This window comes from Bacillus sp. SORGH_AS_0510 (genome assembly GCF_030818775.1).
Lineage (GTDB): Bacteria > Bacillota > Bacilli > Bacillales > Cytobacillaceae > Neobacillus.
In genome coordinates this window covers 2,334,457-2,349,045 of sequence record NZ_JAUTAU010000001.1, presented here as the reverse complement: position 1 = coordinate 2,349,045, position 14,589 = coordinate 2,334,457, and the positions used below count along the sequence as shown (strand labels likewise).

The window sequence follows — 14,589 nt, the reverse complement described above, 5'->3', positions numbered from 1 at the left end:
ATTAATTATATTTTTAATTTTTCCTGTTCCTATTTATCATTTTAGAATTCTATTGTCGATTTGTGAAGTAGCGAATAGAAGGAATCTTTGATGTATTATTATTTTCTTATTTTTAATTTTTCTAAAAGTTTTGATTCAAATCCTTTTACAGAGCAATGCTTTGCAGTACTTAGATAATTTGTTGTTATAAAAATTTATTATTGTAATTTAAAAATTTCCTTCCTGATAATTTGCTAAATTTTTTCAAAAAAATTAGAAATGCCGTCGATAAATAAGTCAAATTCACTATAATTTGTTTGAATTTACAGAAATTTGGGGAAAAAATCCTATTGTCTTGTCCTAATTTTCAAAATATTATTGAAAAGCAAGCTAATATTTTTAAGGGGGAGTTATATGAAGAAACTATTAAAAACAGGGCTTTCCACTGCAGTCCTAGCTGGAACATTGTTTGCCGGCTTTCCTGGGAATTATGCTAGTACTTCCAGTGATGTCCTAAAAAATCCAACCACAGTTTCACATTCTTACGGTTCACTAGATTTAGCAGTTGTAAATGAAGACAAATTGCTAGAGTCACTAATTAAACGCGGTGTGATTTCCAAAAACTCCTCTACTGCTGAAAAACAAAAAGCTTTACATAATTACTTAGTGGTTAAAGGAAAACAGGATAAGTCTACTAATACAGATCCACTTGCTGCAAAAGCAAAAGCAGGTGATGCAAAAAAACGAAATAAATTTAAAGAGTATAACAAAGGATTTTTAAAAGGCCAAGGAAACAAATATGGACAGATAAAACCTGTTGAAGAGGGAGCATCACCAGGAATTCAGAAAAAAGGAAACCTATTAACATTAACAGTTGAATTCTCTGATTTAGAGCATAATAAAATAAAGCCTGAGGAAACAGATAATTATTATAAGGATTATAATCTTGATCACTATGAAAATATGATTTTTGGGGAAAAAGGTCAATATAAAGGACCTAACGATGAAGATCAAATTTCCCAAAAACAATTCTATGAAGAACAATCCGGTGGAACTTACACAGTTGAAGGTAAAGCATATGGATGGTTAAAAGTCCCTGGTACAGCCGCTTATTATGGCGCGGATGATCCTAAAGGCGGTCATGATAACGTTGCTCCTGGTGGTTCTAAGCAATTAGTAAAAGATGTTTATGCAGCCGCAATCTCAGCTGGAATCCCTCTTAAAGATTATGATTTGGAAGACCCACATGATTTAGATGGTGATGGAAACTATTGGGAACCAGATGGTTTAGTTGATCACTTACAAATTATCCATGCAGGAATGGGACAAGAAGCAGGTGGTGGTGCTCAAGGTGATAATGCAATTTGGTCGCATCGTTCTGCAGCATTTGTCGATGTGGATGGTAGAGTAAATACTGATGGTACACCAAAAGGGGTACCTGGATTCTATGACTATACTATGATGCCTGAAGACGGTGCTACTGGAGTATTCGCTCATGAATATGGACATGACTTAGGCCTTCCAGATGAATATGATACTCAATACACGGGAACTGGTGAAGCAATTGGCTATTGGTCCATCATGGCTAGTGGTTCATGGGCAGGTAAAATTCCTGGTGCTGAACCAACTGGATTCTCTCCATTTGCAAAATCTTATTTCCAATCAACACTAGGTGGAAAGTGGACAGCTCCAGCCGTTATTAACTATGACGATATTACTACGAAAGGAACGCAATTCTTCCTTGATCAAGCTAATTCACCACTTGGAAAAAACAATCAAGCAGTAAGGGTTAACTTGCCACAAAAGAAAAAATTTGTACTTGCACCAAAAGATGGAAAATTCTCTTTCTGGGGCGGTAATGGGGATGAAATAAATAACACAATGACAACGGCGGTTGACCTAACCGGGAAAACATCAGCTACGCTTGACTTTGATGCTTGGTACAAGATTGAAGAAAGTTGGGATTTTGCCTTCGTACAAGTTTCAGATGATGGAGGGAAGACCTGGAAATCGCTTTCTAATGAAAATACAAGATCTGATGTAGTAAATGGAGTATATCCAACAATCCCAGAAAATCTCCCTGGATTCACAGGTAACTCAAATGGTTGGCAACATCAAACTTTCGACTTATCTGCATATGCTGGTAAAAAAATTCAGTTGCAATACCGTTATATTACAGACTGGGGCTATAGCGACACTGGATTATTCGTTGATAATGTTAAGGTTACAGCTGATGGAGGAACTGTCCTAGAAGATGGAGCTGAGGCTTCAACTCCTTCATTTACGCTCAAAGGTTTTAAACAATTTGACGGAAATACCTATTCAGATCATTACTACCTGCTTGAATGGAGAAACCAAAAAGGTGTAGACGAAGGTCTTGCCCATATCGCTCGCGGTAATTCTTTAATGAGCTATGATGGTGGTCTAGTAGTTTGGTATGTAGATGACAGCTTTACTGATAACTGGACTGGTGTTCACCCTGGTGACGGTTTCCTTGGAGTGGTTGATGCTCACCTTGGTAACGACCTTCAATGGTTATTAAATAATGGAGCACCACCTGCAGAGGCAAGTACTCGTTATCATATCGCAGATGCTGCTTTTGGTCTTGATCCTACTTCCGGATTAAATCTTGATTATCCTGGAGTACAAACATTAACAGCTCCAAGCCAACCAGGTGTTCCTGTATTTGATGACAGTAATTCTTTTGTAAATAAATACATGCCTGATGCTGGAAGAAATCTTCCTCATTACGGACTAAAAGTTCGTGTGAATGCAGAAGCAAAAGACAAATCAGTTGGGTCAATTGTAATCTCTAAATAATCATGCAGTCTCACCTTCTTTCGTTTGAAGGTGGGATTTTTTTGTTATTTTAACAAAAAACAGCTTTCATTTTTTGATAACTTCAATTATCATCTAATTAGAAGTGCATCTAATTAGATGATTATCGAAAAACCAAGAGGTGGAGAGATGTTTCAAATTTTAAAAATAGAAAAACCTTATCGAAAATTATTCTTTGCCGGGATTATAAATGGTGTGGGTGACCGCTTTAGTCAGGTAGCGTTACTAGCATTACTCTTGCATATTACCGGTTCTGGACTATCTGTAGGAATTACAATGGCCTTAAGAATGCTCCCCTTCCTCATTTTTGGTCCACTTAGCAGTAAAGTCACAGAAAAGTGGACTCGAAAAAAATTACTAGTCTTTACTGATTTTTCAAGAGCAATCATTGCAATCTCTTTTTTATTTGTTCAATCGGCTGATGATTTATGGATTGTTTATATTGGCTCCTTCCTTCTTGCGTGTGGAGAGGCCTTATACGGGCCTACTAGAAAATCGAGTATACCTGCTATCGTCCAATCAGGTCATCTTAAAGAAATCAATTCTTGGGAACAGGTTTCGCTTGGGTTTGTTTTGATTATTGGAGCACTTAGTGGTGGAATTGTCTCCTATCTATTCGGAGCTAAAGCAGCTTTTTTCGTAAATATTATATCTTTCATACTAGCGGGTTCTATTATTCGTACCATTTCAAATCTTGAGACTACTAAAAATAGGCCAGAAGAGGATCAAGAGAAAAGACCTTCTGCTAAAATGCTTCCTCTAATCATGTCATCCTCTTTCATATTTATGCTCATCTCCTTCGACGTCCTTGTTCCCTTGGTAAATGGCATTGAAAATGTATTGTTGAGTGTCTATGCCGTCAATACCTTCCATGCTGGGGATCTTGGTGTTGGTATTTTATATAGTGTACTTGGAACAGGATTTCTGATTAGCCCAATTTTAACAAGATGGATTTCAGGAAGGTTTCTATCTATCGCATTTATTTGTTTATTAATGGAAGGAGTGGTCCTTTCTAGCATCAGCCAAACAAACACCTTTGTTATGGTTGTTATTTTGTTTGGGATATTAACAATTTTTAGCGGCGTAGGAAATACTCTATTAGATACTGTTGTTATGGAGACGATTCCTTCCAAATACCATGGAGTTTACTTTGGACTATCAGCAACTATTGCTAATACCTGCATCGGGATTTCAATGTTTATGACCGGGGTATTACTCGAGTATATCTCCCCACGAATGATGGGATTAATTGGAGGTTTATTCTACCTTAGTCTTGGGTGTATTTATTTCCTGTGGACTTTACGAATGAATCTTTCCTTTGAAAAAAATAAGCTTGCCATGGTCGTGAGAAATGAAAAAGGCTGATGTGAAATCGGCCTTTTTATGTTTATGGGCGAATTATAACCCGAGTTCCATTAGGTACTATTTCAGCGAGTTGAAGGACGTCCCGATTATACATTCTTACACATCCATGTGAAACAGCTTTTCCGATGGAACTTGGATCATTGGTTCCGTGAATCCCGTAGCCCTGTTTGGATAATGACATCCATAAAACTCCAAATGGCCCCCCTGGATTATACTGGCGATTAACAATTACGTAATCACCTGTTGGGGTCTGTGTTAACATTTTCCCAACGGCAATCGGAAAAAATTTAACAAGCCTTCCATTGTTGAATAAAGTAAGTCTTCGTTTCCCAACAGATATCTGAATAGAGTATGGAATGGTGCTCGGTTCTGGTAACCCGGGTATTTGAATATGTTGCCCCACATGCAATTGCCCTACCCCTGGATTTGCAGCATAAAGTCGGCTGAGATTTACTCGATAATTTGCCGATATCATACTCATTGTTTCACCAGGCTTAACAATATGAATCATGCGATCCCACCTTTCTCCTGATAGCATATGCCCATACCTGTTGGTGGTTGCCTGACTTGTTTAAAATGAAAAACGTCTATCAAATGATAGACGTTTTAACTTACCTGCTTTTTACTAGCATATTAACTGCTTCTTCAACAATCTTAGAAGAATCTTCATTTCCTGTTTCAATGGATTCACGAATGCAATGTTCGAGATTGGAACTAACTATTACCGCAATTGTCCTGTCAACCGCCGATCTTACTGCTGATAGTTGGGTAATCACTTCTTTACATTCCTTACCTTCCTCTATCATTCTCAAGATCCCTTTTATTTGTCCCTCAGCCCGTTTCAAACGATTAATTGCCTTATCATCGTAGATCATTATACTCACCTCTGTTGTATAGATTTTAAGCGATAATCCCACAGAAGTCTATCGAAATACTTCAATATCTTACCATCATTCTTTTGACCTCTTTATTTTTTTGCTTATTATCAAACACACTTAAATAAGTTTTATATCCTCCGTCAAGATTCTTTACTTTATATCCGTTTTGTGAGAGGATCCGTGCTCCTAAATAACCGCGTAGACCAACCTGGCAAGTTAAATAGATGGTTTGATTCTTCGGCAGTTCTTCAATCCGCTCCCTTAATTCTCCAAGAGGAATATTAATAGAGCCTTCAATATAGCCTCTTTCACGTTCAATCGGCTCACGAACGTCGATTAATAAACCACCGTTTTGTACAATTTCATCGATTTCATGCCATTGCACAGTTTCGACTCTTCCTTCAGCAATATTGCTTGCTGCATAGCCAGCCATATTAACGGGGTCTTTAGCTGATGAAAATGGTGGTGCATAAGAAAGTTCTAGGTCAGCCAAATCGAATATCGTTAAACCGCCTTTAATTGCTGTTGCAATCACATCGATTCTTTTGTCTGCCCCATCATAGGAAACAGCTTGGGCACCAAATATTTTTCCAGTATCTTTTTCAAAAATTAGCTTCAGTGCGATTGGAAAGACTCCTGGGTAATAACCAGCATGTGAACCTGGGTGTACATGTACAACCTCATAAGGAAATCCTAAACGTTTTAACGTCTTTTCGTTATTTCCTGTTGAAGCAACTGTCATATCAAAGACCTTTGCTATTGATGTTCCCAGTGTTCCTTTGTAACGTGCTGCAATTCCATTGATATGATCTGCTACAATTCTTCCCTGGCGGTTAGCTGGCCATGCTAATGGAATTTGAGTTGGTTCACCATTGATATAATCCTTCACTTCAATGGCATCCCCAATTGCATATATACTTGGATCTTCTGTTTGAAGGTATTCATTCACCTGAATCCCACCGCGTCCGCCTACTTTTAGACCCGCTCCAACCGCTAACTGATTTTCTGGTTTAACACCTATAGCTATGATAATCATGTCTGTATCCATTTTTTGACCACTAGTTAACTTTACGATTTTACCATTTTGTTCAAATGCTTCTACACCATCTTCTAGGATTAAGTTCACTCCTTTTTCACGAAGATGACCATGTAAAATAGTAGCCATTTCAAAATCAATCGGAGCCATAATTTGGTTTGACATTTCAATTAAGGTTACTTCAATCCCTAAATCCCATAGGTTCTCTGCCATTTCAATTCCGATGAATCCTCCACCGACAACTGTAGCTTTCTTCGGTTTGTTTGTATCAACATAGGACTTAATTTTATCCGTATCTGGAATATTCCTTAAAGTAAAGAGTGATTCCGCTGTCTCAATTCCAGCGATAGGTGGTTTAATAGGGCTTGCGCCTGGTGATAAAACAAGAATGTCGTATGATTCTTCGTATTTTTCGCCCGTTCTTACATGTCTGATATCTACTGTCTTTCTATCTCGATTAATTTTTGTTACTTCACTTAAGTTACGAATATCAAGGTTGAATTTTTTAGACATACCCTCAACTGTTTGAATTAACAGCTTGTCTCTTTCTGAAATCGTTCCACCAATATAATATGGTAAGCCGCAGTTTGCGAAGGAAATATATTCCCCTCTTTCAAACATTACGATTTCCGCTTGCTCATCTAATCTTCTCAATCTTGCTGCTGTTGTTGCTCCCCCTGCTACCCCGCCTACAATAACGATTTTTTTAGCCATCTATCATTACCTTCTTTCGAATGAATTGTTAATGAATCCTATATGTGAAGTATAGCACAATCTTTTATTACATATAGGGGTATGGGTAAAGGTTCAAAAAATGGTCATAAATAGACCATTTTTTGAGCAAATCATTCCATTCGAAAGAAATTTCCCATATCTTCTCTTATGTGGTTAATAAAAAAATAATCATTGCTGTGTGAATCGTAGATATAATCATTCTTCCATTCATTTATGTTTAAAGTGATCTCCTTCACAGCATTTACGAACAGTAATATTTCATCATTAGTCATAATTGGATGTAAGGAAAAACGTACCCACCCAGGTTTATTAGATAAATCTCCAAGATTAATTTTCTGAGTAATCTGTTTTGAGGATTCTTTATCAATCTTAAAAAGGTAATGTCCATAAGTGCCTGCACAAGAGCAACCACCTCGGACTTGAATTCCAAAACGATCATTTAGTAGGCGAACGATTAAATTATAGTGAATTCCTTCAATATAAAATGATACAATCCCCAATCTGTTTACCATATGCTCTTCTAATACATGTAATCCTGGGATTTCAGCTAATTGAGGTAATAATAGGTTTAACTGCTCCTTTTCTCTATTTAGAATATTGGGAATGCCCATTTGATTTTTTAAGTTGATACATAAGGCAGTGCGAATGGCCTGTAAAATTCCAGGTGTCCCCCCATCCTCACGCAGTTCAATGTCTTTATAATATTCATGATTCCCCCATGGATTGGTCCAGGTTACTGTTCCACCACCAGGATGATCGGGAACATGGTTAAAATATAATCTTGTATCAAAGACTAATACCCCACTTGTACCAGGTCCCCCTAAAAATTTATGAGGAGAAAAAAAGACTGCGTCAAGCTTTTCTAATGGATCCTTCGGATGCATATCAATCTTTACATATGGTGCTGAAGCAGCAAAATCTACGAAACAAACTCCGCCATGCTGATGCATGATTTTAGCTAATTGATGGTATGGGGTTTGAATCCCAGTTACATTAGAGCATGCAGTAAACGCACCGATCTTCATCGGTCTATCCTTATAATGATGGAGTAACTTTTTGAGTTGCTGCAAGTCTACTCCCCCATCTTTATCAGGGTTTAATATAACTACCTCGCCAACAGTTTCAAGCCAAGAAGTTTGATTAGAGTGATGTTCCATATGCGTTAGAAAAATAATGGGTCTTTCCTTTTCCGTTAGATTCAAACGGTTCTTCCATTTTTCATGAACTCTAAGGCCTAACAACCGCTGCAGTTTATTGATTACCGAGGTCATCCCAAAACCATCCAGGATGACCGCATCATGTAAATCCCCATTTACATGTTGCTTAATGATTTTTCGCGAATGTTTATAAATACCTGTCATCATTAAACTGGTTATGTTTGATTCAGTATGTGTATTTGCCATAAAGGGTCCAAATATCTCAGAGATTTTTTGCTCAATCGGACGATATAGTCTTCCACTTGCAGTCCAATCTGCATATATAATTTTCTTTTTTCCATAAGGAGCATCAAACTCCTGATCCATTCCAATGACCTGTGAGCGAAATCTTTGAAAATATTTTTCGAGATTGTTGGGTATTCTGTAGGTATTACTTCCAATCGTTGCGGTGATCATTGTTTCACACCTCACAAATATTTCTGTTATTCAATATATGCAAAACACTTTCTCATTTGTTCCATAGCATAAGTGGTAAAAAAAACAACCCAATCAACAAATGATTAGGTTGTTTATGTGTACTAATTTATTTAAATCTTAATAAGTTGTAATTTTAGCAGTCTCTTTTCTAGTCACTTCTTCAATTTTTTGGATAAACATTTGAAAAACTCTTCTTTTTTCCTCTAAATCTTTTATGTATTCTTTTAATTGATTATAACTTTCCTCAAATGGCTTATGATACATTTGACGGATATTCTCTATTATTTCTTCATTTACCGTCGATTGGATTACTTGCTTCGTTATTCCATACTTATAAGAATAAACCTTAAGTTCCTGCGCAACTTCATCATATTCATTAGCAATTTCCGTAAGAACTAATGAGATATCGTCCTTCCATTCTTCAAGTGACTTCTGTAAATAGGACTTCGCAACAGTCTCTTCCATTTCAACACCAACCCATCTAATCTAATCCTGTTTCACCTATTATAATGCTGTTTAGTTACATGGAGATGTCGGAGAGTTTACAAGATTTTATCAAACAAAAAATATGCAGCCTTTTAAAGGTGCATATTTTTATTTTTTATTTTATTAGGTAAATGAGGGTTTTCTTAATGAACATTGAGCACCTTCTGAGTGAAGCTCTGGTGCAAAATCAGCTAGTTTCTTTATAAAGTAACATGTTTCAGGAAAGTGATGTTCAATAAACCTTAAAGTTGTTTTATTTAGTATTCGATCGCCTTTATATTTTTCTACGGAAGATCGGATAAACAAATTCATTTCTATTACTGTTCTTCCTACCTCTAATGCTAGCTCTTTTTGTCGAGGGAAGCCCTGTTTGGTAAAACGTAAATATCCTTTTATATGATGGTTTTGTAAGATAAACATTTGAAACTTTTGGGCAAAGGCAGTTGATTGTCTTTCAACTTCTATTTCAATGGGGTCTAAAACATTTTTTAATAAAATGATATGACCTAACTGGTCTTCTAACCATAAATCTAAGAGTTGATCTAGTCTTAAGGGCAAAGGATTTTGACCATTTACATAATAAGACAATAAACGTAAATATTCTTGGTTTTCATTTAACGTGCCGTTCAAATAAGTAGGAGACAAATTTAAATTTATTTGATTTTGGATTCTAAGACTTTGTAAGTGTCCCTCAAAACGGTAATACTCATAGGCAACTGAATATGCTTGCTTAGCAAAAGTAGTTTGTTCCTCAGATGAAGATTCTATTGCCGGGTGAAGTTGTCTGAGATTATTGAGTATTATCCCAAATGACTGTATAAACCTTTCTGCAATTGATATTTCCTTTTCTTCTTCCACTGACAAATGGTCTCTAACAAAAATCGCATGGTCTTGTAATATTTCCAACCAGAATGAATGATCTTCCCGTACACTAATTGCTGTCATCACTTTCCCCCCTCTCCAAAAGCATATTCATGGCGGTGTTTATCTATTTCCAATTACTTTACTAAATGATCAAATTCATCTAGAGTTGTTGAATATTTAATATAAATTCTAGGTAACACATACAGCTCATTTTGTATCCCTGATGGAGAGTATGCTTCAGGTGTAGTGGTCAGAGCATATCTATAATATTTTTTTGCTTCAGAAATTACTTTGTCATTGGTGTTTCCATATGGATATGAAAGAGCAATTACCGGTTTACCTGTTATTTTCTGAATATCTTCCTTAGAATTTTTCAATTCGGAACTAACATTTTCTACTTTCGTTAAATCCGGGTGTGTAACTGTATGTGATTGAATCGAAAATAATCCAGAGCCAGCCATCATTTTTAAATCGGATTTGGATAAGCGATTGGGCCTGTCAATAAAACCAGAAATAACAAAAACGGTTCCTGTCGGTTTAAACTTGTCCGTTTTCAATCGTTCAAAAATGGATAAAGCATTTAAATTATTCTTGTAGCCATCGTCAAATGTAATAAAAATAGGTTTTGGTACATGCTTAATATCCTGCCACCTTTCAAATGTTAGTAGTGTGAACCCATGGTCACGCAAAAAGGCTGTTTGTTTCTCGAAATTTTCGGGTGTTACATACAGCTCCTTTGACCCTTGCCCATTGTAATTAGCAATAGAATGATAAACTAAGATAGGTACTCTTATCTTTGCAAACCCAATTTCCTTATCACAGAAAAGAAAAAAATATAGAAAGACAATCAGTAACTTTTTCATAGGATTCCTCACCTTGTTATTTTTTCATAGTATTCCAAATGAAAAAAATCCTATAAAAAAAAGCCGCATCAGCGACTTTTTTTTTACACTCCTCTTTTGTTCCCCCACAAGTAAGTATGTAATTGCGGTAATACCCTTACACTAGTAAATTCATGATCTTCCATCACCTTGTTAATCAACCAATTATACTTACTTAAAAGTTTATTTACTAATTCCTGATTATCTGTAGTGATAATATCATCATTTCCTACTTGTAAATAAAAAGGTATCTCCGGGTATCTTGAGTAGACACTTTTCGCATATGCGTAATCACTGTCATCAAAGATCACCACTTTTAAACTTACCCGCTTCGATGGATCATTTCCTTCTAATTTCTTTATAATGCTATCAAGAATAATGAAATCAGTTACCATTGTTGAGCTTGGCGGTTTTGGAGAAAGGGTCAATTCGTCTATTTCTAAAAACCAATCCTGCCACTTACTTCCCTGGGTTTCAAGACAAATTTGGATATTATTCTCTTGTAATAGTGTGATGAGACTAGATAAATTCTTTAATAATGCAGGATTTCCCCCAGAGATAGTGACGTGTGAAAATCCATTTCCACCAAGATTTCTAAGTTCTTCCCATATTTCTTCTGGAAGCATCATCTTTGTGTCATTCTTGCCGGAGCCATCCCATGTAAAAGAGGAATCACACCAGCTACATGAATAATCACAACCTGCTGTTCTTACAAACATCGTTTTTTGACCGATGACCATTCCTTCACCTTGGATAGTTGGACCAAAAATTTCCATTACAGGTATTTTACTCAACTTCCATCCACTCCCTTCTAGCTTCCGCATAGCTAGTCGGCGTTTCAAACAAGCGGACAAACTCCACTCTTGCCCCATGGTATTGCTGCATTCTTGCTTCCTTAAGAAGAGACTCTGACATTTTCTCGTAAATCCATACAACAATGTTCTCTGCTGTTGTATTCATTGGTGGAAGTGTTTCATTTAAATATTTATGATCAAGATATATTTCAATTTCATTTTTCCAGATCTCTTTAATATCGCCAAAGTCCATCATTAATCCACGGTCATCAACAAAGCCACTTAACCCAAAGACTACTTTATAGGTATGACCGTGTAAATTTTTACATTTTCCTTCATAGCAATGTAAATGATGTGCTGAATCAAATGTAAATTCTTTACTAACCAATACTCGCTTATGATGGTATTTAAGCTGTTCTCTGCTTATATCTTCATCAATCTTTTGGAGTTTATCCACAATTCGGAATCCGTACATATTTATAACTCCTTTCTTGATCTTAGATATTCATCCAAGCCTCTTTTTCTTAATTTACAGGCTGGACATTCTCCACATCCATCAGCTATGACTCCGTTATAACATGTTAATGTCTTTTCTCTGACAAAATCTAATGCTCCAAGCTCATCAGCTAATTTCCAGGTTTCTGCTTTATCAATCCACATAAGTGGAGTATGAATGACAAATTGAGAATCCATTGATAGGTTAAGAGTTACATTTAAGGACTTAACAAAAATATCTCTACAGTCTGGATAGCCGCTAAAATCCGTTTCACAAACACCAGTCACAATGTGTTTAGCGCCAATTTGACTCGCTAAAATCCCAGCAAACGTTAAAAACACTAGATTTCTTCCAGGAACAAATGAAGATGGCAATTCACCCTCTTCTCCATCCTTAACATCTATATCATCCCGTGTCAACGCACTAGGAGCTAATTGGTTTAAAAGGGCCATGTCTAAAATATGGTGCCTGACACCAAGTTCATTTGCAATTCTTTTTGCACACTCGATTTCAAGACTATGACGCTGGTTATAATCAAAAGTCACTACCTCAACTTCAGTAAAGTTCTTTAATGCCCAAAATAAACAAGTAGTACTATCCTGACCACCACTAAAGACAACTAAAGCTTTGCTGTTTTTCATATCCTACATTCTCCTTAAATAGGAAAAACAGCACTACTAAGAAAGCAGTGCTGTTTCTCTTAGTTTTTTTTGAGAGGGGTGCTAGAACCTCTTCCGCCAGAAGCGAATTTATTTTATTTTCCGCTACTTACTATACCATAAAATAAAAATTTTCATAGAGAAAAATTTTTCTAACTTTGATAAAATGAAAAATCTTAGGAAAAAGTGGTAAACTAATCCTATATCATAAAAAGGAGCACCCTTCATGACCGACTATAAAGTCTTATTTTTAGATATCGATGGAACACTAGTGACACCTGAAGACACAATTCAAAAGTCAACTAAAGATGCCGTTTCGCAAATTCAGAAAAAAGGTATTGAGGTGTTTTTAGCAACAGGGAGACCACTCCATGAGATTGATGAGATTGCTAAGGAATTGAATATAGAATCTTTTATAGGCTACAACGGGGCATATGCTATTTATCAAGGGAAAGATATCTTTCAAGAGCCTATGAACAGTTTAACTGTGAAAACCTTTCTAAATATTGCAGCGGCTCATAATCATAAAGCTGTTCTGTATACCAATGATAGAAATTACTATACAGATTTTGAGTCACAAATAATGCATCAGTTCATAAAGAAATTTCATTTGCATAAAAATTCTGTCTATTCCCCTTCAATTAACAGTAGTGTGTTAGGTATGACATTAGTAAATCTCCAGGAAAATGATGTTTCACTATATAACAGTGAGGCTGGAATTCATTTATCTCAGGTCAATGTGGAAGGCATGAGGCATTGTTATGATGTGATTAGGGATAGAGTGAACAAAGGCTTTGGGGTACAAATGGTTTTAACGCATCTGGGAGTACAAAAAGAAAGTGCCATTGCTTTTGGGGATGGAATGAATGATAAAGAAATGCTACAAAGTGTAGGCGAGAGCTTTGCTATGGCAAATGGACATCCCGAGCTTTTTCAATTTGCGAAGCATAAAACAACGGATGTGACCAATTCCGGTATATACAATGGATTGAAAAAACTTCAATTAGTGGAATAAATAATAATATTATGTCAAGTCAAGAAGAGGTCGACAGGGGTCAACCTCTTTCTTCATATTTTTGTAAATATAATCCCTATTAATGCTGAACATACGCCTATGATTTGATATCTTTTTAATTTTTCTTTATATAAAAAATATCCGGCAAGCATAACTACTAAACAATTTAGACTTACGATAGGAAAAACAATACTTGCTGTTCCATTTTTTAATGCGAAGAAATAGCAGCTGTAGCCCAAAATACTTATGAGACCCACTAGAGCTCCGACATTAATTTCTAAACTCTTCCACTCATCTTTCAATGCTATACTACTAATTGCTAAGTATATACTGCCTCCGCCATACATGGCTATTAAGATCGCTAGTGAATTTATATGCATATATGAACTTGTTTTCATTAAGATTCCTAGTAAACCAAATGATAATATTGCTAGCCCTACTCGTACGATCCATGGAAGATAACTTATAGATGTTTTTTTATCAGTTGAGTATTGAATAACCATGGCTGACCCAAGCATGATTAAAATTCCTATCCACTGTAGAATAGTAATATGCTCGTGAAAAATAAGCCCGGCACATAGGATAGGAAAAATTGCATTGATTCCTATCAAGGGAGATGTTAAACTTGCGGGTCCTTTTTCAAATGCTTTTGACATTTGAATATTTCCATTCGCATTTAATATTCCTATGAATGCCCCAAGTAAAATGGTGATTAGGTTTAAATGTAGTGATTTATCCATGATTCCATAACTAAGAGTTAATATAAAGGCAACAAAATAGAAAAAGAATTGAATATGTACCTTCGACAACCCTCGTCCTGTACTCCATTTAAAAATAGTGTTATTCATCCCAAAGCTAACCATTGTGATCAAAGCTGCTGCAATCCACATGTTGACCCTTCTCTCTTCATGATATCCACTCCCATCTTA

Annotated in this window: 14 protein-coding genes; 3 read left to right on the top strand and 11 right to left on the bottom strand. The window is 36.1% G+C overall.

The window, feature by feature from the left end:
• The first annotated feature begins 393 nt into the window (after window positions 1-393).
• Together QE429_RS12065 and QE429_RS12060 are read left to right on the top strand one after the other, a co-directional pair.
• Window positions 394-2,799 (top strand): immune inhibitor A domain-containing protein, encoded by a 2,406-nt coding sequence (locus QE429_RS12065; protein ID WP_307287242.1) that lies wholly within the window; start codon window positions 394-396, stop codon window positions 2,797-2,799.
• A gap of 147 nt (window positions 2,800-2,946) precedes the next feature.
• Window positions 2,947-4,182, top strand: coding sequence for an MFS transporter (locus QE429_RS12060; protein WP_307287240.1), 1,236 nt, complete (start codon window positions 2,947-2,949; stop codon window positions 4,180-4,182).
• A gap of 22 nt (window positions 4,183-4,204) precedes the next feature.
• Here the strand turns inward: QE429_RS12060 and QE429_RS12055 are convergent, their stop codons facing one another.
• The 10 genes from QE429_RS12055 to queC all read right to left on the bottom strand — a co-directional run bounded on the left by QE429_RS12055 (window position 4,205) and on the right by queC (window position 12,627).
• A complete protein-coding gene (locus QE429_RS12055; RefSeq protein WP_307287238.1) occupies window positions 4,205-4,693 on the bottom strand; it encodes a L,D-transpeptidase family protein in 489 nt (162 codons plus the stop codon).
• A 100-nt stretch (window positions 4,694-4,793) separates the two neighbouring features.
• Window positions 4,794-5,057 carry a metal-sensitive transcriptional regulator gene (locus QE429_RS12050; RefSeq protein ID WP_307287236.1) on the bottom strand — a complete coding sequence of 88 codons (264 nt, stop codon included), beginning with the start codon at window positions 5,055-5,057 and terminating at the stop codon, window positions 4,794-4,796.
• 61 nt (window positions 5,058-5,118) lie between these two features.
• Window positions 5,119-6,810 carry a CoA-disulfide reductase gene (locus QE429_RS12045; RefSeq protein WP_307287234.1) on the bottom strand — a complete coding sequence of 564 codons (1,692 nt, stop codon included), beginning with the start codon at window positions 6,808-6,810 and terminating at the stop codon, window positions 5,119-5,121.
• A gap of 131 nt (window positions 6,811-6,941) precedes the next feature.
• Entirely contained in the window at window positions 6,942-8,444 is a 1,503-nt protein-coding gene (locus tag QE429_RS12040; RefSeq protein ID WP_307287232.1) for an aminotransferase class V-fold PLP-dependent enzyme, read from the bottom strand.
• Window positions 8,445-8,582: 138 nt separating this feature from the next.
• Complete coding sequence (locus tag QE429_RS12035) at window positions 8,583-8,930, bottom strand: hypothetical protein (protein WP_307287230.1); 348 nt, start codon at window positions 8,928-8,930, stop codon at window positions 8,583-8,585.
• Window positions 8,931-9,074: 144 nt separating this feature from the next.
• Window positions 9,075-9,896 (bottom strand): DUF2935 domain-containing protein, encoded by an 822-nt coding sequence (locus QE429_RS12030; protein ID WP_307287228.1) that lies wholly within the window; start codon window positions 9,894-9,896, stop codon window positions 9,075-9,077.
• A 53-nt stretch (window positions 9,897-9,949) separates the two neighbouring features.
• Complete coding sequence (locus tag QE429_RS12025) at window positions 9,950-10,678, bottom strand: polysaccharide deacetylase family protein (RefSeq protein WP_307287225.1); 729 nt, start codon at window positions 10,676-10,678, stop codon at window positions 9,950-9,952.
• Between the two features lie 83 nt (window positions 10,679-10,761).
• A complete protein-coding gene (gene queE, locus QE429_RS12020; RefSeq protein WP_307287223.1) occupies window positions 10,762-11,490 on the bottom strand; it encodes a 7-carboxy-7-deazaguanine synthase QueE in 729 nt (242 codons plus the stop codon).
• A complete protein-coding gene (gene queD, locus QE429_RS12015; RefSeq protein WP_307287221.1) occupies window positions 11,483-11,965 on the bottom strand; it encodes a 6-carboxytetrahydropterin synthase QueD in 483 nt (160 codons plus the stop codon). The genes queE and queD overlap by 8 nt, the downstream gene beginning before the upstream one ends.
• Window positions 11,966-11,967: 2 nt before the next feature.
• Window positions 11,968-12,627, bottom strand: coding sequence for a 7-cyano-7-deazaguanine synthase QueC (gene queC, locus QE429_RS12010; protein WP_307287220.1), 660 nt, complete (start codon window positions 12,625-12,627; stop codon window positions 11,968-11,970).
• Window positions 12,628-12,871: 244 nt separating this feature from the next.
• On the opposite strand from queC, the gene QE429_RS12005 reads away from it, so the two are divergent.
• Window positions 12,872-13,660 (top strand): Cof-type HAD-IIB family hydrolase, encoded by a 789-nt coding sequence (locus tag QE429_RS12005; RefSeq protein ID WP_307287218.1) that lies wholly within the window; start codon window positions 12,872-12,874, stop codon window positions 13,658-13,660.
• Window positions 13,661-13,713: 53 nt separating this feature from the next.
• Here the strand turns inward: QE429_RS12005 and QE429_RS12000 are convergent, their stop codons facing one another.
• Window positions 13,714-14,550: a DMT family transporter gene (locus QE429_RS12000; protein ID WP_307287217.1), complete on the bottom strand. Its 837-nt coding sequence runs from the start codon at window positions 14,548-14,550 to the stop codon at window positions 13,714-13,716.
• Between the last annotated feature and the right edge of the window lie 39 nt (window positions 14,551-14,589).